This is a genomic window from Heliomicrobium modesticaldum Ice1, assembly GCF_000019165.1.
GTDB lineage: Bacteria > Bacillota > Desulfitobacteriia > Heliobacteriales > Heliobacteriaceae > Heliomicrobium > Heliomicrobium modesticaldum.
This window is the reverse complement of record NC_010337.2, coordinates 2,061,877-2,082,661: the sequence shown is the minus strand read 5'-3', so window position 1 is coordinate 2,082,661 and position 20,785 is coordinate 2,061,877. Positions and strand designations below refer to the sequence as shown.

Sequence of the window (20,785 nt, the reverse complement as noted above, 5' to 3'; positions counted from 1 at the left end):
GGCGTTAAAAAAGAAATCTTACCCCCCTATACGGAAGGGTAAGACCTATGTTTTATCAACAGATAAAGGACGTGTTATTTTATTGTTAATTTATATATTGCGATTGGTCCCCTTATTCTTCTGCCACAGGAAAGGTAACGGTGAAGGTCGATCCGACGCCAACCTTTGATTGAACCGTCACCCTCCCGCCGCTCCGCTCAATGATGTGCTTGACGATAGCCAGCCCCAGTCCGGTGCCGCCCAACTCGCGCGAACGAGCCTTGTCAACGCGATAGAAGCGCTCGAAGATCCGCGGGAGGCTCTCCTCTGGGATGCCGATGCCCGTGTCCTGCACCTCCAGGATGACGCTATCGCACCCACGGGTGGCCCGGACACTCACCTGCCCGCCTTCGGGGGTGTACTTAATCGCGTTCTCCGTCAGGTTGACGAGCACCTGCTTCAGGTTGTCCGGTGAAAGCGGCAGCAGGGGCAGGTTGGTTTCCACATCGACCTGCAGCGCGATCCGCTTGTCGGCAGCGATAGGCTCCAGGAGGTTGCGCACCCGCTGGATCTCCGGTTCGAGGTAAGACTGACCCTCGACGACCCGTCCCAACTGGCTCTCGATCCGCGACAGTTGCAACAGGTCTTCGATCAGGCGCTGCAGTCGCTGGGTCTCCTCGTTGATGATGGAGAGGAACCGCCTCGCCACCTTAGTGTCATCGAGGGCGCCGTCCAACAGCGTCTCCACAAAGCCCTTGATCGATGTGAGGGGCGTCCGCAACTCATGGGAGACATTGGCGACAAACTCGGTGCGCATCTGTTCCAGCCGGCGCACCTCGGTCACATCGTCGATGACCATGGCCGCGCCGAGGAGCCGCCGTTGATCGGTCCAGACGGGAACGACCTGCACCCGGAAGGTCTGCGGCTTGTTCGGCCAGAGCTGCATCTGCTTTTTCTGCGCTTTCCCTGTGTTTAACGCCTGTGTCAACAAGCCCTCCAGTTCGCGATGGCGAAAAGCCTCGAGGAGGAGCTTGCCCCGGACGCGCTCCGACTGGACGCGCAGCATCTGCTCGGCGGCGCTGTTCATCAGCAGGATGCGGCCCATGTGATCGAAGCCGACGACCCCTTCGATCATCGATTCCAGGATCGTCTCAAACTTGGTCTTGTCTTGGCTCAGTTGGTGAATCTTAGTCCGAACGGTCTCGACGGTCTGATGGATCGCCCTGGCCAGCCGACCCAACTCATCGGGCTGGTCCATCAGGTAGTGGCAGGCGCCATGGCCTGCTTCCAGCCGATGGACGACGCGGGTGTATTCCTCCAGCGTCTTCGCAAGCTGCCCCGACCAGTAAAAAACAACGCCTGTGGAAAAGGCGAAGAAGAAAAAGAGGGTGGCGAGCAGGCCCGGATGGGTCTCCATCACATCGAGCGTAAAAAAATAGAGCCAGCTGATCGGCAACAACACAAGGACGACAAAGGCGGCGGTGATCCGCCACTGCAAGCTGTACCGCAGCGCCAGCAGACCCGCCAGACCTGATGGACGATGTTCCGCCTCTCGGTTGTTGACCATGATCAGGCCTCCGGATCGCGAAACTTGTAACCGACACCGCGAACCGTCTCAATGTAACGAGGGTTTCCCGGATCCTTTTCGACCTTTTGCCGCAGGTGGCGGATATGGACATCTACCGTCCGGCTGTCGCCGAAAAAGTCGTATCCCCAGATTTTCTCTAAGAGAAATTCGCGGGTGAAGACCTTGCCCGGATGGGAGGCGAGCCAACGCAGCAGTTCGAATTCCTTCGGCGTCATGTCCTGTTTGACGCCGCCCACGCGGATCTCATAGCGGTCGGCATCGATGGTCAACTCGCCCACCTGCATAGGACCGCCGAGGCGGACATCGCTGCGGGTGGCACGGCGCAACAAGGCCTTGATGCGAGCAACCAGTTCGCGAGGGCTGAAGGGTTTGGTCATGTAGTCGTCAGCGCCCATCTCCAGGCCGATCACCTTGTCCACCTCTTCCCCTTTGGCTGTCAGCATGAGAATAGGCAGATGGGCGGAGTGATTCCGCGAGCGCACGCGCCGGCACAGCTCGAGGCCGTCCAGGCGCGGCAACATCAGATCGAGGATGATCAGGTCCGGAAGCTCCTCCTGAAGGCAGGCCAGGGCGGCCTCTCCGTCGACGGCCACCTGGACGGTGTGGCCCTCTTTTTCCAGGTTGAAGCGGACCAGTTCCAAAATGTGTTGATCGTCTTCCACTACCAGGATCTTCGCCATATGTCCTCCTTATCGGTGACCCTCAATTTTCAACATGATGACGGCTGCCTGGCGGCCGGTCCGCCCGCCGTCGCGGCGGTAGGAAAAGAGCGCCTCCGTACAAGATGTGCACAAGCCCAATTCGCCGATATGTTCGCCGGCGATCCCGGCCATCTCCAACTGCAGGCGCTGGGCCAAGGCGAGGTTGAGAGTCCGCTTGCCTTCGGCGCTGCATGGGCCAAGGACCACTTCGGCGAAAGGCCACCGCTGACTGAAGGCCGCAGCCACATCCTCCCCGACAGGGTAACAGCACGGGCCGATCTGGGGGCCAAGGGCCACCAGGATATCGCCGGGGCGGCTGCCCCGGGCAACGAAGGCCTCCACCATCTTCCGTGGCAGACCGGCTGCCGTTCCCCGCCATCCGGCATGGACGGCGCCGACGCGCCGCCCCTGCAGGTCGTAGAAGAGCAACAAGCCGCAGTCGGCGCCGAAGACAGCGAGGGGAACGTCGGCCAAGTCGGTGGCCAAACCATCGGCATGAACGGCCGCGGTAAAAGAGGCCTCGTCCATATCCTCCCCCGGACCGACCCAGACGATCCGGTCACCATGTACCTGATTGACACATGCCCAGTCGACTGCCGGCAGCCCCAGCGCATGGGAGAAAGCCTGGCGATTTTGCCGGACCCGCCCGGCGTCATCGCCCACGTGGAGAGCCAAGTTCAACCCATGATAAGGCGGGTCGCTGAAGCCGCCCAATCGACTGGAAAAGGCGTGAACGGCACCGGCGGGCCAATTGAAGCGGTAGTAGGCTGTTGTTCCATTATCTATCAATTCCCAGCGGGCAGGCTTGGCCATTGACATCTCCTTCCGTATAAAAAAATCAAGCTATGCCATAGCTTGTAAGGCGCGGCCTGCGGCCATCGATTCTTTGCACAACAGGATCCGCTGGTTCCTCGACCCCCGAAAAGGCAGTGACAAGTCCCGCAGTGACTCGACGTAGGGACCGTCGACGAGCCAGTCAGCCAGGGAAAGGAGGTCGAACACAGCGCCGTCGCTCCGGCTACGGGCGTATAAGGTTTCGAAGGTGTACCCTGAATAAATGACCAGGTGTGTATCCTTCGTTTTCAAACGGCGAGCCAGCTCGGCGAAAGCCTGCGCCTGTTCAAAGGGCTCTCCGCCGGAAAAGGTTACTCCCTGGATATGACGGGCTCTGCCGATCTCAGCTAAGACCGCCTCCAGCTCCATTTCAACACCCCCGAGTGGGTCGTGAGTATGGGGGTTGTGGCACCCGGCACACCTGTGGGGGCAGCCCTGGGCGAAGATGGTGGCGCGGATTCCGGGGCCGTCGACGAAACTGTCTGTGACGATACCGGCTAGGCGTATTTTCATCGTCTTTCCCACCTGTGGTGTATTGCCTGTTTCAATTATAGGTGAAGGCGCAGAAAGTGAAAATCCCCCCGCTGGCGGCGGAGGGCTTACAAAACAGGTCTTTTCTACTCTTCTCGGTTGGCCGATGAAAAGATTAACACATACTTAACCAGTTCAGCCACCGACACAAGCGCCGAGGCCACATAGGTCAGGGCTGCCGCGCTGAGGACCTTTTTCACCTGGCCCACCTCGTCGCGGCCTACGTAATTGTAGTGGGCGAGCATCTGCATGGCCCGGTTCGAGGCGTTGAACTCGACCGGCAGTGTGATCAACTGGAAGAGCACGGCGGCGCTGAAGAGGATGATTCCAAGTAGGATCAATCCGCTCCACTTCATCAGCAACCCGAGAAAGAAAAGCGGAAAAGCCGCCATGGAGCCGATATTGGCGACAGGGACAAAAGCGTGACGGAGCGCCAAGGGGGCATATCCGCTGGAGTGCTGGATGGCGTGGCCCACCTCGTGGGCGGCTACGCCGAGCGACGCGACAGAGTAACCGTGATAGACATCGGGAGACAGCCGAACGGCACGAGCCCGGGGGTCGTAATGGTCAGAGAGCTTGCCATGGACCATCTCGACCGGCACATGATAGAGACCGTTGGCGTCGAGCAGCGCTCTGGCCACCTGGGCGCCTGTGTTGCCGCCTCGTGTCGGCACCTCGGCGTACTTGCTGAAGGTTCTGGACACCTTGTACTGGGCATACAAAGCCAGGAAAAAGAAGGGCAACACGATCATGTCATAAGGGGTAAAGAACATGGATTCACCTTTCCTTTCCCTTCGTTGAACATGGAGCAAAGCGATGGCTGTACATCCAGTATTTTAGCCGAAAGTAAAAAGCGTTGTCAATCCGACATCCATTTTATTCCATTTTCTGTTCGGCCGCCTGCAACCCTTTTGCCGGCGATAATCTGAGGCGCCGGCGCTGCTGTTGGTTCACTTGGCCTATGATCCGCAAGGGCGGGCCGTCGAGGATGAGGATGCGTTGACCGAAAAAAGCCGCCTCCTCGATGCTGTGGGTGACCAGGACGTGAGCGCCTGGCCGGCTTCGCCGTAGGCAGCGACCACCTTTTGGATGGCTTCGCGGTTTTTCTCCACGCTGTCCATTATTCGACAGGCTTGCCTCGAATTCTCCTGTTCTTGTTAACAGCCCTCGACGGCGTCGCTCCCCAGGTACTGACTGACCACCTTCATGGCGCAGAGTTCCCCGCACATGGAACAGGCCGGTGCGTCATCGGCGTTGCGGGCCGCCCGGACCTGCCGGGCATGTTCCGGATCGATCGACAGTTCGATCTGCCGGCGCCAGTCCAGGGCCTTGCGGGCGCGAGACATCTCCAGATCCCATTCGGCGGCGCCGGGGATTCCCTTGGCGATATCGCCGGCATGGGTGGCGATGCGGGCGGCGATGACGCCCTGGTGGACATCCTCCGCCGTCGGCAGACGCAGGTGTTCTGCCGGGGTGACATAGCAGATAAAATCGGCGCCAGCCATGGTGGCCATTGTCGCTCCGATGGCAGAGGAGATATGGTCGTAGCCGGCGGCGATGTCTGTCACCACTGTGCCCAGGACGAAGTAGGGGACCTGATGGCAGAGTTGTTTCTGCATCTGGATCGTTGTCGCGATATGGTGGGCCGGCACATGTCCTGGCCCTTCGACCATCACCTGGACGCCGGCCTCCAGCGCCCGCTGGACCAGTTCCCCTACCAGGATCAGTCCCTGGATTTGGGCGCGGTCGAGAGAATCGGCGATGGCGCCGGGTCGGATGGCGTCGCCGATGGAAAGGGTGATGTCATAGCCTTTAGCGATCTCCAGCACGCGGTCGAAGCGGGCGTAGAGCGGGTTCTCCTTGCCATGGTGAAGCATCCACCCGGTCATGAAGGCGCCTCCCCGGGAGACGATGTCCGTCACCCGCCCCTGGCGGCGCAAGCGTTCGATGACATCCATGTTCAGGGCGCAGTGCAAGGCCATGAAATCGACACCGGCCTCGGCGTGTTTTTCGATGGCAGTGAAGATATCCTCCTCTGTCAAAGCCACGACGGAGCCGTAGCGCTCGATGGCTTCCTTGGCGACTTGGTACAAGGGCACGGTGCCCACAGGCAGGCGGGTGCTGGCGAGGGTGCGGCGCAGGAAACCGTCGATGTCGCCGCCCGAGGAGAGGTCCATGATCGTGTCAGCGCCGGCCTTCTCGGCGGCGCGTAGTTTATCCAGTTCGCCTTCGCTCTCCATCAGGTCCGGTGAGGAGCCGACCGATGCGTTGACCTTGGTGCGGATGCCCTTGCCGATGGCAACGGGATCCACGTTGGGGCGGTTGTTGTTGGCCAGAATGACCATGGTTCCTTCAGCGATAGCGCGGCGGATCGTTTCGGGGGAGACCTTTTCGCGGCGGGCGACGTATTCCATCTGGGCGGTGATGATGCCGTTGCGGGCCGATTCGGCTTGGGTCAGTTTGGTCATGGGGGTTCCTCCTTCGTTATGTTCAGCTTGGTTTGGATCCCGTCGACGTTAGGGGGTATCGTCGCGAAAGGCTTATCGTGACGGAACGTTGCATTTGCGGTAAGTCGGGGTGTATTGGCTCCGCTCGCTAAGGGCTCTGCGGCTGTTCGCTGGGTTGCTCCGCGGGCGCGCCAAACCTCTAGGGCTTTTCTGCATGTCCATGGCGCGCTTTTCCGCTTCGCAACCGGCGCTCATCACGCCGCTCCGCCCAAACCGCTCGCTGCGCCAATACACCCAGGACTTACCTATTCGTGAAATGGCAATAGCACTCGGGCAAAATCGCTTTTTTATCAGTCGACTTTTTAGAAACCCATCATTTTTGTTCGCAGCCTTTATGTGCCCTAACAGTACTCAATCGGAGCATCGAAGTACTCCGCCAGCACTCGGCGGGAACAGCTGTCGCCACAAGCGTGACAGCCGCCCGCTTCTTTCGGGGCCTTTCCCTCTTCTATGCCTTCCTCCATTGCAGGAGCAACCGTCCCGTCGACGCTGCCGGTCCCCGTAAGGGCATCCGGATCTAGCGCCAGCTTCCGCTCCGTCACCCGATCCTGCAAGCCTCGCGCTCGGGAAAGGGCGGCGTCGCGTTCGACGGCGGCGGGGATCCCCTTTGCTACGTCGGCGGCATGGGCGGCGATGCGGGCGGCGATGACGCCGGTGCGGACGTCTTCGACGGTGGGGAAGCGGACGTGTTCTGCCGGCGTGACATAGCAGATCAGGTCGGCCCCGGCGGAGGCGGCCAGGGCGGCGCCGATAGCGCAGGTGATGTGGTCGTACCCAGGGGCGGCGTCGGTAGCCAAGGGGCCGAAAATGAAGTAGGGCGCCCCCTCGCAGAGTTGTTTCTGCAACTGCACCGTTGCGCGGCAGTGGTGCAGGGGCGCATGGCCGGGGCCTTTGACCATCACCTGCACCCCGGCGTCACGAGCCGCCCGGACCTGCTCGCCTAAGATCACCATCTCCTGTACCTGCGCCCGGTCGAGGGAATCCTGTCCTGATCCGGGTCTCAGCCCGTCAGCCAGGCTGAGAGTCACATCATAGCGCCGGCAGATGTCCAGCACCCGGTCAAAATGACTGTAGAAAGGGTTTTCTCGTTTGTGATGAATCATCCACCCGGCCAGCAAGGCGCCAGCCCAACTGACCATATGGGTCAACCGCCCCTGCTGCCGCGCCAGTTCCAACGCCTTCAAGGTCATGGCCGAGTGCAAGCCGAAGAAGTCGACGCCGTCGGCGCCGTGACGCTCCATCGCTTCGAACATTTCCTCTACGGTCGTCGCCAGGATGCCGCCTCGCTTCTCGTCGCGCCGGCAAGCGAACACCTCGTACTGGGGCAACGTCCCGACAGGTTTCGTCGAGGTGGAAAGCACATGCCGGCGGAAGAGGGCCAAATAATCACCCAGCTGGGCATCCGGCTCCCGCACCCGATCAGTGCCGACTCCGATGGACAGGTCGAGCACCGCGTCGGCCCCTGCTGCCAGCACGACCTCCAATTTCTTCCGCTCTTCCGACTCCGACCCGCCATCGAGGGGGAGCCCGATGGACGCGCTGACCTTGGTGCGCAATCCCTTGCCAAAGGCGACGGCCTGCCGCCCCTCGGCCCGCCTGCGGTTGCAGGGCAAGACGATGGTCCCCTCCGCCAGCCCGCGCCGGATCACCTCGGCCTCCACCTGCTCCCGCTCGGCCGCTTCGGCCATGGCCGGTGTGATCAGTCCCCGCAGGGCCGCTTCACGCTGGGTAAGTTCCACTCCGTTCAGCCTCCTTTTTTCTTCGCCGTCACCGGCTGCCCGGCAAGAAAAAAAGTCCCCAGATCCAGACGGATCCGGGGACTTTGCCATCATCCCACGAAGAGTCTCCTTTGCCGGGAAAGAGACCCTTGACTGTTCACAGGCAGGTCTTCTGGCTCAGGTTCCTCACCGGCTGCGCCTTCCCTCATGTGAAGTGGCATCTTGCAGCAGGCTCCCCCATACAGCGGCGGGACCGCCCGGGATTCACACCCGGTTCCCTATTCTCCCTCGCGGGCACCTGTGAACGTGACTATGTGATAGAGTGGTTGCGCTTATTATCTTAATCGCGAAAGGGCGGTCTGTAAAGACGGTTGTCGCAGAGGGCCGCCGACTGTCCTTCACCTTGACGGCGCGCGCACACCGTCGATGATGAAGGGAGCAAGAAAGGGTCCAACAGTCGATATGCCCTAAGAAAAACCGGTCTGTTCGCTCAAGGGTGTCAGTACGGTTCCCATCGAAAAGCGCGGGGCAGCGTGCCGAGAAGGCCAAACTGTTCATCTCAGGTCCCTGCCCAATACAGCGACGCCTTCCACCGCCGCAGCAGCTTCATCAGCCGGTTCTTCCTCTTTCGGCATCATGAATCGCCGCCTTTGTACCTCTGCCGCACCGTATGCCCGATCGCCGACTGCGCTCCCGGTCGGTTCTTCCACCTCCACGATGGAGACGCCTCCATTGGACAAGTCCTTTTTCCACACCCGGCAACCTCGCTGAAAGCGGAGATACCACAGGAGGATCCGCAAAAAGCCCTGATGAGAGATCACGACAATGGGACCCCCTTTCGACGCCAGTTCCAGCAGTTGCGCCCAGGCGATCCGGGCGCGCCGGAAGGCCTGGTACAGCGTCTCCTCTCCTTCCGTAAAGGGCCAGGCGTGGCGCCAGACGGTCATGGCGATGAGCAGCCAGAAGGGGAAAGCCTGACGAGCGCCCCGCCCCGGAAATTTGGCCAGAACGATCTCGCCCAGGCTCTCCAAGGTGACGACCTCAGCGCCCCAGGCCCTTGCCAGGATAGCCGCCGTCTCCTGGGCGCGCTGAAAATGACTCGCCACCAATAGGGGAACCGGCTTCAACTGGCGAGCCACCGCCTCAACCTGACGAATCCCTGTCGCGTTGAGCCGCACCGTCGACGGAGAGCCGGCCATCATGGCATTAAAGGTGTCGATGGTGAAGCGCGCCCCGAGCGGTATGATGTTTTCATCCGTTTGCCCGTGACGGACGAAGATAATCTGCATGTTGACCGACCCCATTTTGTCATCCACAAAGCCAACTCTTATTGAAAAAGCCGATGAAGGGAGGCCATCATCGCTTTATCACAGGGATTCGCAAACTTATTTAAGTGTAGTATGGGGGGAGAGGAACGTCAAGACTCCTTCCGCCCATTTATTTCCAGAAACCAGGAGCCTTTGCCTATCCTGGCGCGCAAAGCAATTCACCCTCTCCGCTACCGCCGCATAAATCTATGAGTGAAGAATGCCCATATCGGTGGAAAGGGTGACATAGACGTGTATGATGCTCCGTTTCAGTCCCCCCACGATGGATTCTCTGCGTCAGTCGACGGTCGGTCCTACCTACGGGTGCTCCATGCCGCCCCCAACGCGCCGCCTGTCGACATCTATGCCAATAACGTCCTGATCATCCGGAGACTGCCCTACAGCCGCTTCACCCAATACTTCCCTGTCCTGCCCGGTCGTTACCGGATCGAGGTCTTCCCGACAGGGACCCGGACGACGCCTGTCATCGTCGCCGTCGTCGATATCCCGGATCGGGCCATCATTACCGCTGCCGCCGTCGGCGTCCTCCCCAACCTCAGCCTCCTGCCCATCGCCGACCCGCGTCTGCCCCGTCGACCGGACACGGTCTATATCCGCTTCGCCCACCTGTCTCCTGACGCGCCTGCCGTCGACGTCACCTTGCCTAACGGCACGGTGTTGTTCCGAAATGTCTCCTTCCGCCAGGTGACCGACTACATCCCTGTTCCACCCGGCACCTATACCCTGCAGGTGCGCCCCGCTGGCTCGACCCAGGTCGTCTTGACGGTGCCCAATGTGCGGCTTCTCCCTAACCGCTTCCTAACTGTCTATGCTGTTGGTCTAGCCGGCGGCCGCCCGCCCCTTCGGGCACTGATTCCCCTCGACGGCAACACCTACCTCCCCTTGACCAGTTTCCCCACACCAACGCCCTAAATCAAAAAAGCCGAGGCTGTGCGCCTCGGCGTATTTTTTACCCTCAGAGTCAATGGCAGCCATAAGACTTCGGGTAGTAGTGCACCCGCCGGTTTGACTCCTCCGCCTTTTTGGCGTCGTTGAAGTGGTCCAGCGTGGAGAGGTAGCCGGTGATGCGGCGAACCCGGGAGATGCGGTCGCTGCCGCACTTCGGGCACATCTCGCCGTCGATGACGCCGTTAAGGCCGCAGGCCTTGCAGATATCGACAGGAAAATTGACGGCGGCATAGCCCATGTCCGCCTCGTACATGGCCTTGACGAGGGCTTCAAAGGCTTGCAGGTTGTGTAGCGGCGCCGACGGGAGCTCTACATAGGAGATGTGGCCGGCGTTGGTGTACTGGTGGTAGGGGCCTTCAATGGCGATCTTCTCGAAGGCGTTGATCTTGTACTCGACGGGAACGTGGAAGGAGTTGGTATACCAGTCCCTATCGTTGACGCCTTTGACGAGGCCGAACTTTTCCCGGTCCTTTTTCGTAAACTTGCCGGAAAGACCTTCCGCCGGCGTGGCCAGCAGGGTGAAGTTCAGCCCATGCTTTTCAGAGGCCTCTTCCATCCGATGACGCATGTGACGGACGATTTTGAGGCCCAGGTCCTGCGCCTCCGGTGATTCGCCGTGGTGCTTACCGGTCAAGGCGACAAGACACTCGGCCAGTCCAATGAAACCCATAGAGAGGGTGCCGTGTTTGATCACAGGCTCGATCCGGTCGTTCCGGCTCAGCTTCTCGCTGTCCAGGTACAGCCGCTGCCCCATCAGGAAGGGGAAGTCCTTGACACGCAGGTTCTTCTGCACGTCGTAACGGGTAAGCAGTTGCTTGATGACCAGGTCGATCGTCTCATCGAGAATTCGCCAGAAAACATCCATATTCCCGGCGGCGCGCAGGCCCAGACGGGGCAGGTTGATGCTGGTGAAGGAGAGGTTTCCCCGACCGTCGGTCACTTCTGGACCGTTGACATTGCCAATGACACGGGTGCGGCAGCCCATGTAGGCCACTTCCTCGCCTCGTTCGTTGTAGGGCCGGTTGAAGGAGGCGTCTTGGAAGGCGAAGTTGGGGAAAAGGCGCTTGCAGGCCACCTGCATGGACAGTTGGAACAGATCATAGTTAGGATCGCCTGCCTCGTAGTTGACCCCTTTTTTGATCTTAAAACAGACGTTGGGGAAGATGGGCGCTTCACCCTTGCCAAGTCCCTTTTCATAGGCTTGCAGGAAGGTCCGCGTGACCATCCGCCCCTGCCAGGAGGTGTCGGTGCCGAAGTTGATCGAAGAAAAGGGCACCTGGGCGCCGGCGCGGCTGTGCATCGTATTCAGGTTGTAGATAAAGCCCTCCATAGCCTGGTAGGTCTCGTTCTCCACGCGCTCCATGACCAGCGCTTGCAGCTTCTCCTCGTCCACTTCTATCTCCAGCGCGGCTAGGGCAGCCCGCAGATCCTTTTCCTGGCGGGCGTACTCTGCCTTGACATAGGGCGCCATGTCGCGGTCAAAATAGGCGAAGGACTGACCGCCGTGCATGTCGTTCTGGTTTGACTGAAGGATGATGGCGGCCAGCGCCGCCGCCGTCTTGATGCTCTTGGGGGGGCGGATGTAGCCATGGCCGTTGTCAAAGCCCTCAGAAAGCAACCGACCAAGGGGGATCTGCAGGCAGGTCAACGTCTTTCCGTACCAAGCCAGGTCGTGGATATAGATGTCGCCCTCGCGATGAGCCACCGCTTCATCCTCGGGGATGACCCGGTTCAGGTAGTAGTTGACCGAGGCCACCTCGGAGATCTGCAACACCTTGGCTGAAGGGCTGTTAGAGACGTTGGCGTTTTCACGGTTGGTCTCCTTGAGGATCTCCTGAACAGCGTCCATCAGGTCAGACTTAGCATCGCGGATCCTGGTCCGCGAATTACGGTAGATTATGTACGCTTTCGCTGTCCGAGCATGGCCGTTCTCGATGAGCACCTTCTCCACCATGTCCTGGACATCTTCCACAGAGAAGACGTTGCCGTTGTAGCGCCCCTTGAGCGCCTTCAGCACGGCAAGGGTCAACTCCATGGCCATCTGCTTGTCTTCCCCGCCCACGGCCTTGGCGGCACGGAAGATGGCGTCGGTGATCTTCGATTCATGAAACTCTACGATACGGCCGTCACGCTTGCGAATCTGGCTGAACAATTCCGCTTCCTCCTCAAACAGCTCCCATGAGACATAAACTTTTCCCAGATCAAAATCGTCAATTTAACCTTATTGACACAGTGTTATTAGTATTAAAAAGGAAAGCCCCCATCCTTACGTCCGCCCATCAGGTCTTTCGCTTCAACAGCCCTTCCAGTTCCTCCAGGAACCGGCCCACATCGGTAAACTGGCGGTACACGGAGGCAAAACGCACATAGGCGACCTCATCAATGTTGCGCAGGCGCGCCATCAGCATCTCCCCGATCTCCCGGCTCGGGACCTCCCGATCGTATTGACTCCGCAGGTCTCGTTCCACCGTGGTGACCAGTTCTTCCAGCCTATCGAGGGGGATAGGCCGCTTTTCACAGGCTTTCAACAGCCCCGACAAGAGTTTGTTGCGATCAAAGGCTTCAAGGGAACCGCCTTTTTTGCGCACGATCAGCGGTGTCTCTTCGATCCGTTCCAGGGTGGTGAAGCGCCGGTTGCACTCCATGCATTCCCGGCGGCGGCGAATCACCCGGCCTTCCTCAGCGCTGCGCGTCTCCAAAACCTTTGATTCGCCATGGCCGCAGTAACAACACCGCATGAGACACCCTCCCGTTTGACACTAGATCTAGGAGTAGTTTTATTATAGAGCCACTAGATATGTATGGTCAAGGTATATTTTTCCAGATTTGTGGGGTATCGGTCCTATTTTCGACAAGATCATTTCTTAGGTCTTTTCTTTCGAAAGCGGCGCTTGGGCGTTGTTTCCTAATTCCACCTGCTTCGACAGCAAGCCCTATTGTAGCGCCAAAGTCGGCAAAAGGCAAAGGAGTTAAATCGATAAAAAACGCAAAAGGGCTCCGAAAGCCCTTCGCCGTAGAGGACCTTGGGGGTTTTTTATAAAGATCCGCGCCCGCGCAGCGACCCAGCGAACAGCCGCGCAGCCCTTAGCGACCGGAGCCAATACACCCCGATTTGCCGACAAGCGTGTGAAAAGCGAAAGGCCGGAACCTCCTCCGGCTCCGACCTCCCGCTTGCACAATAGGACTGTCAGTGGAACGCTGCCCCGCTAGACATACTCCGAATGGCCATCCCCGAACTGGCTGACATCGACAAGGATCACATCGACGCCGATCTTCTTGATCCGGTCCCAGGGAACAACCATGTCGTCGCCGCGACCGAAGAAGCTCATAAAACGCCCCTGGCCCGGAAGCACGATGGCCTTCACCTTCCCCATCTCAGGATCGATGTCGATATCCTTGATCACTCCCAGCCGGCGCCCATCGTGGATATTGACGATATCCCGCAGGCGCAGGTCCGAGATTTTGATCACAGTCTGCCACCTCCCTCTTTGTGCTACATACTATGAGGGAGGCGGTCCTTCTGTGACCTTTTTCCATCAATCGCCAGGAATATTTCAGACGTGCTTGCGCATGTGGGTCAGCGCCGCTTTTTCCAACCGTGACACCTGGGCCTGGGAGATGCCGATCTCGTCGGCCACCTCCATCTGGGTCTTGCCCTCGAAAAAGCGCAGCGTCAGGATCAACTTCTCCCGGTCATTGAGCCGGCGCAAGGCCTCGCGGACGGCGATCCCTTCCAGCCACTGGGCGTCCTGATTCTTCTCGTCGCCGATCTGGTCCATGACAAAGATGGGATCGCCCCCGTCATGGTAGATCGGTTCAAAGAGGGAGATGGGCTCCTGTATCGCATCCAGAGCAAAGACGACCTCTTCACGCGGAAAGCCGAGGGCGTCGGCGATCTCGGTGACCGTCGGTTCCCGGGAGAGCTCATTGACGAGATGATCCCGCACCTGCAATGCCTTATAGGCGATATCGCGCAGGGACCGGCTGACCCGGATGGGGTTGTTGTCACGGAGGTAACGGCGGATTTCACCGATGATCATCGGTACAGCATAGGTGGAGAATTTCACGTTCTGGCCCAGGTCGAAGTTGTCAATCGCCTTCATCAAACCGATACAGCCGACTTGAAAAAGGTCATCCACATATTCCCCGCGGTTGGTGAAACGTTGGATGACGCTGAGCACAAGACGCAGATTGCCACTGATCAGTTTTTCCCGGGCAGACCTTTCACCGGATTGCATGGCCTGAAACAAGGTTCGCATCTCGGCGTTGGTGAGCACCGGCAACTTGGAGGTGTTTACGCCGCAGATTTCCACCTTGTTGACCATCATGGGCAACCCTCCCGACGGCGGCATATTTCCTCCCTAGTATTTCCCCCACCTATCGGCTTATACTGTCGCCCCTTGGTCACTCCATCCGGTTCATCTCCTTGCGCAGCCGCTTGATGATCCGTTTTTCGAGGCGTGATATGTAAGATTGAGAGATGCCAAGCATGTCGGCGACCTCCTTCTGGGTCTTTTCCCGGCTATCGCGCAGGCCGAAACGCAGTTCCACGATGCGCCGCTCCCGCGATGTCAGCTTGCTCATGGCCGCCTGGAGCAGCTTGCGGTCAACCTCTTCCTCAATGGATTTATAAATGATGTCATTTTCCGTTCCGAGCACGTCGGACAAGAGCAATTCATTGCCGTCCCAGTCGATGTTCAAGGGTTCGTCGAAGGAGACCTCTGAGCGGGTCTTGTTGTTGCGGCGCAGGTACATGAGGATCTCGTTCTCGATGCACCGCGATGCGTAGGTGGCCAATTTGATCTTTTTCAAGGGATCGAAGGTGTTAACAGCCTTGATCAGGCCGATGGTGCCGATGGAGACGAGGTCTTCGATGCCAACACCCGTATTTTCGAACTTGCGCGCAATGTACACGACAAGGCGCAGGTTGCGTTCGATGAGGATGGACTTGACTGTCAGATCGCCCTGTTCAAGTTGTTCCAGGAGGCGGTACTCCTCGTCATTGGACAGCGGCGGCGGCAAGGTCTCGCTGGAACCGATGTAATGAACCTCCTGAACGAGATTGAGCCGCTCCAAGAGCTTTCTCAGTTCCGTCTCAAAAAAGAGCCTCACCGATTTGACGGAAAAACTTGTGGCTGCCGATTCTCTCACAATCCCGTACCCTCCCTTGTTCACCAATCCCAAGCGGCTGGAACGAGCGCCCGGTATCTACCTGCCGGGTCCAGCCGCTGCCGAGTTAAACCGATGATCGCCCCAGAACAGGCGATGATTCTGCCGTCATCCCTTCGTGCCTCCACAGCCAGCGGACGGATGCCCAGAAGCATCCCATCGTTTTTGCCGACTGACACAAAGGGGATATAACGCGGGGAAAGGCCGGAATCCGTTCCCGCAGCCCCCTCCCGCCATCCCTCCGGCAAGAGGGGGATGACACTCTCCTCCTCGACGACGATCACCGGCGAACGAGAGAGAGGGTCGACAAGCCGGTTGCCGCTGTCGACGAGGGCTGGGATCCGGACTACTCCCCCCGGCAGGGATACTGTCAGTTCGACCTGCCAAGCGCTCTGTTGACGAGCCTGCCGCCAAAGGGACAAGATGAACGCCGTCATCGCTCCGGCCAGCAACAACAGAATCCAAAAAGGGGCTACGCCGGTCGGTTCGCCAGGTGGCGCCAGCGAATAGATGATGCCGCCGGCCAACCAGGCGCCTAGATAAAAAATCAACCAGGCCTGAAAGGTCTGACGCCATCCCTTGAGCGGAAAAGCCGCCCGGACCATCAGCCAGCCGAGAGCGGTTTTGACGACCCATGCCATGAACGGTCCGGCAGAAATCCACAAAAATCCGAGGGGAAGCGCAGCGCCGATGGCGGCGGCGCCAGCCAGACGGAAGGGATGAATCGGCAGTCGCAAGACGGTTCCGCAAACTGCCAGGAGGATCACGTCCATGACAAAATTGATCAGCCAGAGGACATCCCAATAGATGATCAGCCGTTCGCCCATCGCCGCTTCCACCACCGTTTCGGAAACCACAAATCCATTATAACGAATCCATTTAACAAATAATGTCACTTTTTGCGTTATACCCCTTAATTGACAAAAAAATAACCCCCGCAGCGCAATGCTGCAGGGGTACGGTCTTATCGGCCTTTCCGGCTCTTTCCATTCAACCGCTTATCCCGAATGATCGGTTATCCGCGGTATTTGCGCAGGAAGACGGGAATATCCACGTCATCGCCGAGCGGAACCGGTTTCACTTCCATGGTCGGTTGTTGCACTACCGGTTGGGTATACCTATCCTTCACCGGAGACGTCACCCGCATGGTCTCTTTGGGCGCCGGTTGGGCATGGCGGTGGTCGAAACCGGTAGCGATGACGGTGACCCGCACCTCATCTTCCATCGAATCATCGATAACAGCGCCGAAGATGATGTTGGCTTCAGGATCGGCCACTTCGGTGACGATCTCCGCTGCTTCGTTGACTTCGAGCATCCCCAGGTTGATGCCGCCGGTGATGTTCATCAGAACGCCCTTCGCGCCCTCGATGGAGGTCTCCAGCAGGGGGCTCGAAATGGCCTTCTTGACCGCGTCAATGGCGCGGTGCTCTCCCGAAGCATAGCCTACACCCATCAATGCCGACCCGGTGTCAGACATGATCGTCTTCACATCGGCGAAGTCCAGATTGATCAGGCCGGGCACGGCGATCAGGTCAGAGATCCCTTGAACGCCTTGGCGCAGGATATCATCAGCCAAACGGAAGGCCTCATTCATCGGCGTATGCTTGTCCACAACCTGCAGCAACCGATCGTTCGGGATGACGATGAGGGTGTCCACAGCCGCCCGGAGCTCGGAGATGCCTCGTTCAGCCTGCATGGCCCGTTTGCGGCCCTCGAAGGTGAAGGGACGGGTGACGACGCCGACGGTCAAAGCGCCCAGTTCACGCGCCACTTCCGCCACCACCGGTGCTGCGCCGGTTCCCGTGCCGCCGCCCATGCCAGCGGTAACGAAGACCATGTCGGCGCCCTTCAAGGCGTTGATCAGTTCCTCCCGGCTTTCCTCAGCCGCCTTCTTGCCGATATCGGGATTGGCGCCGGCACCAAGCCCTTTCGTTAATTTCAAGCCGATCTGCATCTTCGTCTCGGCCCGGGAAAGATGCAAGGCCTGGGCATCCGTATTGACGGAAACAAACTGTACACCCCGTACCCCATGGGAGATCATGCGATTGACGGCGTTGTTGCCGCCTCCACCTACACCGACGACTCGAATCACAGCAAGCGGATTCAAGTCCACATCCAGTTCGAACACAGGGAGTTCCTCCTTCAAGCAGGCTGATATGAAAAATATGGGTACGGTAACAGATAAATAAGATCAACAAATATGTATGGCTCGACATACCGTTATTTTAGCTCATCGAGGCTAGATCTTCGCTAAAAACCTTTAATTCCCTCTTTTTGGCCATACTTTTTTGATTACATCCAAAGATTTCTCATTAATTTTATCGTTACAACCGTTCAATGCACGTTGCCCTTATGTCCCGCTTTTCCGGAAGACCGCGTCGCCGGGCGGGCGCCGGCCGAATTGTCGACGCCGACCGGACTTTTCGTCTCCTCTTTCGGTTTGACAACAGGTGATTTCGCCGACGAGACGTCGATATAGTGGAGTTTCGGTACACAACCGTTCTTCATCCACTGATCCAGAATGTCCAGCAGAACCTGACTCTTGGCGGCGATCTCCTCGGGAGGACCAAAACGAACCTCAATGCTGTCTGTCGTGTATAAGATCAGACGACTGCTGTTGGCCACATGGATTTCGCCGATGCGCGCCAAAAGGTTGGACGACATCTCCTGACACAATGTCAGTCCTGACGCCAGACCATCAGCGTTCACCACTTGCCCCGGTCCCACGTTCAGGGGCGCCTGAACGCCGGTGATCACCGGCAAGGGGATGCCGTAGAGGCTGTCTACCTTCCGCAGCAGGATCCCCTGTCGGTCGAGCAACGCGAAGCTTCCCGCCTGTCCAATCACGGCGACAGGCTTCCGTTCCTGGATCTCGATCCGCACCGTCGACGGCAAGCTCCGTTGGATAGTCGCATCCTCCACCTGGGGGTGGAACCGCAACTGCTCGCGGATGCGATCCTTGTCGATGCGCAGGATGTTTTCCCCTGGTTGAATTCCCGACAGTCGGATGATCTCTTCTTCCTTGAGCAGGCTGATGCCTGTCACCGTCACCTGGGAAACGCCGAAGTAGGGGGAGTGTAGGAAATAATAAGCGGCCAGCAATAAGAGAGAGATAAAAAAAAATCCAAGCACGCTGGCCCGTTGCCGGCCCATTCGTCAGCCCCCTCCGTGGGAAAAACTACCATAAAAATATTATAACAAAAATCGTTGCATCTGTCCAAGGTCCAAAGGCCTATTCACGAAAAATCGAAAAAGCCCCGGCAGAAACCGGGGCCATGGGTCAACCCTCTTCCCGGGTGATCCTCGCGCCCAGGCCAGACAGTTTCTCCACCAACTGATCGTATCCTCGGTCGACGTGAAAGATCTTTTCCACCGTAGTCCCGTTTTCGGCGGCGAGACCGGCCAGGACCAAGGCAGCCCCAGCCCGCAGATCAGTGCATTCCACGACGGCGCCACTCAGGCTGGGAACACCCTTGACGATGCACACACGCCCTTCGAGACGGATATTCGCCCCCATGCGGCGCAATTCGTCGACATGTTTGAAACGGTTTTCAAAGATGGTCTCCGAGATGACCGAAGTCCCCTCGCTGACGGCCATCAAGGCCATCATCTGGGCCTGCATGTCAGTCGGAAAGCCGGGATAGGGCAAGGTCTTGATATCCACCGCCTGGCAGCGACGAGGCGCAATGACACGGATCCGGTCATCCTCCTCGATCACCCGGGCGCCCGTCTCCCGCAGTTTCGCCGTCACCGGTTCCAGATGCTCGGGGATCACATTCGTCAGTGTTACGTCGCCGCCGGTGATGGTGGCGGCTACCATAAAGGTTCCGGCCTCGATACGGTCGGGAATAAGATGGTGCACGCATCCGCCCAGGCGATTTACGCCGTCGATGCGGATGATGTCCAAACCGGCGCCGCGGACCCTGGCGCCCATGGCGTTGAGGAAATTCTGCAGGTCCACAATCTCCGGTTCTTTCGCCGCGTTGCGGATGATCGTCGTCCCTTCCGCCAGAGACGCGGCCATCATCAGGTTCTCTGTGGCACCGACACTGGGAAAGTCAAGATGGATCTCCGTTCCCTGCAGCCGTTCCGCCTCCACCTCAAAAAAACCATGCCGTTCCTGATAGCGGGCGCCCATCTTCTGCAACCCTTTCAGGTGCAGATCCATGGGACGACTGCCGATGGAACAACCACCAGGATGAGAAAGCCGCACTTTTCCAAAACGGCTGAGCATCGGACCCAAAACGAGGTTGGAGGCCCGCATACGCCGCATCAGGTCGGCGGACACCTCGCGAATCTCGGCTGCTGAGGCGTCAACGATCAGGCTTTCGCCTTCCCAGGAAACCTGGGCGCCTAGCGTGCTGAGGACCTCGTTCATCATCTGCACATCGGTCAACCGGGGCACACCCTTGATCTGGCACTGTCCCGTCGACATTAATGAAGCCGCCAGGATGGGCAGCACAGCGTTTTTTGCCCCGCTGATCGCCACCTCTCCGAAAAGCGGCTTACCCCCTTTGATGCGAATCCTCGGTTCCCCCACCATCAACCTGCCCCCCCGAATCTCCGATGACACGAACTTCTGATTGCAGTTCGATGCCGCAGGTTGCCAGTACCCTCGCGCGAACGGCATCGATCAAGGCGAGCACATCGGCTGCCGTCGCGCCGCCTCGATTGACGATAAAATTGGCGTGCCGCTCCGACACCTGAGCGCCTCCGATGGCAAAACCCTTCATGCCGGCCTCTTCGATCAGTTGGCCTGCCGAAAGACTGCCAGGAGGATTGAGAAAGACGCTGCCGGCATTGGGGAATTCGAGCGGTTGCGACTTCCTTCGCAGGGCGAGCTTTTCCTCCATCCATCGCTCCAGAGCTTCCCGGTCCCCCCATCGCAGTTCCATTCCCACGCGAACCACAATGGCCTTTTCCCTTTGCAGGCGGGAATGGCGATAGGCAAAGTCCATTTCCTCTCCCCGATACCGGCGAATCCGGCCCTCATCGTCGATCACGTCGACCCACCGGACGATGTTCTCCATCGCTCCGCCGTGAGCGCCGGCGTTCATCGCCACAGCACCGCCGAGAGAGGCCGGGATACCGCAGGCGAACTCCAACCCTTGCAGACCCGCTCGGACGGCAAACCGAGCCAGCCCAGACAGCGCGCAACCGCCCCCCGCCGTCAACCGGCGATCGTCCAAACGTCTGTCCGAAAAAGCGCGACCTAGGTGAATGACAACACCCCGGATCCCCTTATCGGCGACGAGCAGATTGGAACCGTTCCCCACAACCATCCATGGGATCCCCTTTTCGCGGCAACGCCGGATCAACCCGGCCAGATCAGCTTCATCGGCGGGAATGGCGAAGAGGTCGGCGGGACCGCCGATCTTCCAGGTCGTATGGCGGGACATGGGTTCCTGTTGCATCCATTGACCGCGAAAGTCTCTGGTGATCTGTGTCATGTCGGTTAATGCGCCCTGTCTGTTCCCCATCG

20 protein-coding genes and 1 riboswitch are annotated in these 20,785 nt (G+C 59.0%); of the genes, 2 read left to right on the top strand and 18 right to left on the bottom strand.

Going from position 1 to position 20,785, the window contains the following annotated elements; genetic code table 11:
* Positions 1–112: 112 nt before the first annotated feature.
* From pnpS to HM1_RS09355, 5 genes are all read right to left on the bottom strand, one after another.
* Positions 113–1,546: a two-component system histidine kinase PnpS gene (gene pnpS / locus HM1_RS09375; protein WP_012283136.1), complete on the bottom strand. Its 1,434-nt coding sequence runs from the start codon at positions 1,544–1,546 to the stop codon at positions 113–115.
* A 2-nt stretch (positions 1,547–1,548) separates the two neighbouring features.
* Entirely contained in the window at positions 1,549–2,247 is a 699-nt protein-coding gene (locus tag HM1_RS09370) for a response regulator transcription factor (RefSeq protein ID WP_012283135.1), read from the bottom strand.
* A gap of 9 nt (positions 2,248–2,256) precedes the next feature.
* Positions 2,257–3,081 (bottom strand): peptidoglycan editing factor PgeF, encoded by an 825-nt coding sequence (gene pgeF / locus HM1_RS09365; protein WP_012283134.1) that lies wholly within the window; start codon positions 3,079–3,081, stop codon positions 2,257–2,259.
* Between the two features lie 30 nt (positions 3,082–3,111).
* Positions 3,112–3,615, bottom strand: coding sequence for an anaerobic ribonucleoside-triphosphate reductase activating protein (nrdG, locus tag HM1_RS09360; RefSeq protein ID WP_012283133.1), 504 nt, complete (start codon positions 3,613–3,615; stop codon positions 3,112–3,114).
* Between the two features lie 104 nt (positions 3,616–3,719).
* Positions 3,720–4,406 (bottom strand): zinc metallopeptidase, encoded by a 687-nt coding sequence (locus tag HM1_RS09355; RefSeq protein ID WP_012283132.1) that lies wholly within the window; start codon positions 4,404–4,406, stop codon positions 3,720–3,722.
* 172 nt (positions 4,407–4,578) lie between these two features.
* Here HM1_RS09355 and HM1_RS16385 point away from each other — a divergent pair, with 172 nt between their 5' ends.
* Positions 4,579–4,704 (top strand): hypothetical protein, encoded by a 126-nt coding sequence (locus HM1_RS16385; protein WP_257720221.1) that lies wholly within the window; start codon positions 4,579–4,581, stop codon positions 4,702–4,704.
* Between the two features lie 86 nt (positions 4,705–4,790).
* On the opposite strand, the gene bzaB is transcribed toward HM1_RS16385, so the two are convergent.
* From bzaB to HM1_RS09340, 3 genes are all read right to left on the bottom strand, one after another.
* A complete protein-coding gene (gene bzaB / locus HM1_RS09350) occupies positions 4,791–6,101 on the bottom strand; it encodes a B12 lower ligand biosynthesis ThiC-like protein BzaB (RefSeq protein WP_012283131.1) in 1,311 nt (436 codons plus the stop codon).
* Between the two features lie 380 nt (positions 6,102–6,481).
* Positions 6,482–7,879: a phosphomethylpyrimidine synthase ThiC gene (gene thiC, locus HM1_RS09345; protein ID WP_012283130.1), complete on the bottom strand. Its 1,398-nt coding sequence runs from the start codon at positions 7,877–7,879 to the stop codon at positions 6,482–6,484.
* A 124-nt stretch (positions 7,880–8,003) separates the two neighbouring features.
* A riboswitch (cobalamin riboswitch) is annotated at positions 8,004–8,175 on the bottom strand.
* Between the two features lie 237 nt (positions 8,176–8,412).
* Entirely contained in the window at positions 8,413–9,174 is a 762-nt protein-coding gene (locus HM1_RS09340; protein WP_012283129.1) for a histidine phosphatase family protein, read from the bottom strand.
* Positions 9,175–9,417: 243 nt separating this feature from the next.
* Between HM1_RS09340 and HM1_RS09335 the strand changes: the two genes are divergently transcribed.
* Positions 9,418–10,098, top strand: a complete 681-nt coding sequence (locus HM1_RS09335; RefSeq protein WP_012283128.1) for a DUF4397 domain-containing protein — start codon at positions 9,418–9,420, stop codon at positions 10,096–10,098.
* 49 nt (positions 10,099–10,147) lie between these two features.
* On the opposite strand, the gene HM1_RS09330 is transcribed toward HM1_RS09335, so the two are convergent.
* The 10 genes from HM1_RS09330 to murB all read right to left on the bottom strand — a co-directional run bounded on the left by HM1_RS09330 (position 10,148) and on the right by murB (position 20,783).
* Entirely contained in the window at positions 10,148–12,286 is a 2,139-nt protein-coding gene (locus tag HM1_RS09330; protein WP_012283127.1) for an anaerobic ribonucleoside triphosphate reductase, read from the bottom strand.
* A 127-nt stretch (positions 12,287–12,413) separates the two neighbouring features.
* Positions 12,414–12,872, bottom strand: a complete 459-nt coding sequence (gene nrdR / locus HM1_RS09325) for a transcriptional regulator NrdR (protein WP_012283126.1) — start codon at positions 12,870–12,872, stop codon at positions 12,414–12,416.
* Between the two features lie 468 nt (positions 12,873–13,340).
* The gene (locus HM1_RS09320) at positions 13,341–13,604 is read right to left on the bottom strand and encodes a YlmC/YmxH family sporulation protein (RefSeq protein WP_012283125.1); all 264 of its coding nucleotides are present in this window, start codon (positions 13,602–13,604) and stop codon (positions 13,341–13,343) included.
* A gap of 84 nt (positions 13,605–13,688) precedes the next feature.
* Entirely contained in the window at positions 13,689–14,462 is a 774-nt protein-coding gene (gene sigG, locus HM1_RS09315) for an RNA polymerase sporulation sigma factor SigG (protein ID WP_041313671.1), read from the bottom strand.
* A 76-nt stretch (positions 14,463–14,538) separates the two neighbouring features.
* Positions 14,539–15,246 carry an RNA polymerase sporulation sigma factor SigE gene (gene sigE / locus HM1_RS09310; protein ID WP_012283123.1) on the bottom strand — a complete coding sequence of 236 codons (708 nt, stop codon included), beginning with the start codon at positions 15,244–15,246 and terminating at the stop codon, positions 14,539–14,541.
* A gap of 59 nt (positions 15,247–15,305) precedes the next feature.
* Positions 15,306–16,199 (bottom strand): sigma-E processing peptidase SpoIIGA, encoded by an 894-nt coding sequence (locus tag HM1_RS14680; RefSeq protein ID WP_049754100.1) that lies wholly within the window; start codon positions 16,197–16,199, stop codon positions 15,306–15,308.
* A gap of 119 nt (positions 16,200–16,318) precedes the next feature.
* Positions 16,319–17,431, bottom strand: coding sequence for a cell division protein FtsZ (ftsZ, locus tag HM1_RS09300; RefSeq protein WP_012283121.1), 1,113 nt, complete (start codon positions 17,429–17,431; stop codon positions 16,319–16,321).
* Positions 17,432–17,637: 206 nt separating this feature from the next.
* On the bottom strand, positions 17,638–18,456 hold the full coding sequence (locus HM1_RS09295; protein WP_012283120.1) for a cell division protein FtsQ/DivIB: 819 nt from the start codon (positions 18,454–18,456) through the stop codon (positions 17,638–17,640).
* Between the two features lie 127 nt (positions 18,457–18,583).
* Entirely contained in the window at positions 18,584–19,846 is a 1,263-nt protein-coding gene (murA, locus tag HM1_RS09290; protein ID WP_012283119.1) for a UDP-N-acetylglucosamine 1-carboxyvinyltransferase, read from the bottom strand.
* Positions 19,809–20,783 carry a UDP-N-acetylmuramate dehydrogenase gene (murB, locus tag HM1_RS09285; protein ID WP_236995011.1) on the bottom strand — a complete coding sequence of 325 codons (975 nt, stop codon included), beginning with the start codon at positions 20,781–20,783 and terminating at the stop codon, positions 19,809–19,811. The genes murA and murB overlap by 38 nt, the downstream gene beginning before the upstream one ends.
* Positions 20,784–20,785: the final 2 nt, after the last annotated feature.

Coding starts and splice junctions, on each gene's coding strand:
- HM1_RS09355 (WP_012283132.1), bottom strand. CDS start 4,406: ATGTTCTTTACCCCTTATGACATGATCGTGTTGCCCTTCTTTTTCCTG.
- nrdR (WP_012283126.1), bottom strand. CDS start 12,872: ATGCGGTGTTGTTACTGCGGCCATGGCGAATCAAAGGTTTTGGAGACG.
- bzaB (WP_012283131.1), bottom strand. CDS start 6,101: ATGACCAAACTGACCCAAGCCGAATCGGCCCGCAACGGCATCATCACC.
- HM1_RS09295 (WP_012283120.1), bottom strand. CDS start 18,456: ATGGGCCGGCAACGGGCCAGCGTGCTTGGATTTTTTTTTATCTCTCTC.
- murB (WP_236995011.1), bottom strand. CDS start 20,783: ATGGGGAACAGACAGGGCGCATTAACCGACATGACACAGATCACCAGA.
- pgeF (WP_012283134.1), bottom strand. CDS start 3,081: ATGGCCAAGCCTGCCCGCTGGGAATTGATAGATAATGGAACAACAGCC.
- pnpS (WP_012283136.1), bottom strand. CDS start 1,546: ATGGTCAACAACCGAGAGGCGGAACATCGTCCATCAGGTCTGGCGGGT.
- sigG (WP_041313671.1), bottom strand. CDS start 14,462: ATGATGGTCAACAAGGTGGAAATCTGCGGCGTAAACACCTCCAAGTTG.
- nrdG (WP_012283133.1), bottom strand. CDS start 3,615: ATGAAAATACGCCTAGCCGGTATCGTCACAGACAGTTTCGTCGACGGC.
- HM1_RS09370 (WP_012283135.1), bottom strand. CDS start 2,247: ATGGCGAAGATCCTGGTAGTGGAAGACGATCAACACATTTTGGAACTG.
- murA (WP_012283119.1), bottom strand. CDS start 19,846: ATGGTGGGGGAACCGAGGATTCGCATCAAAGGGGGTAAGCCGCTTTTC.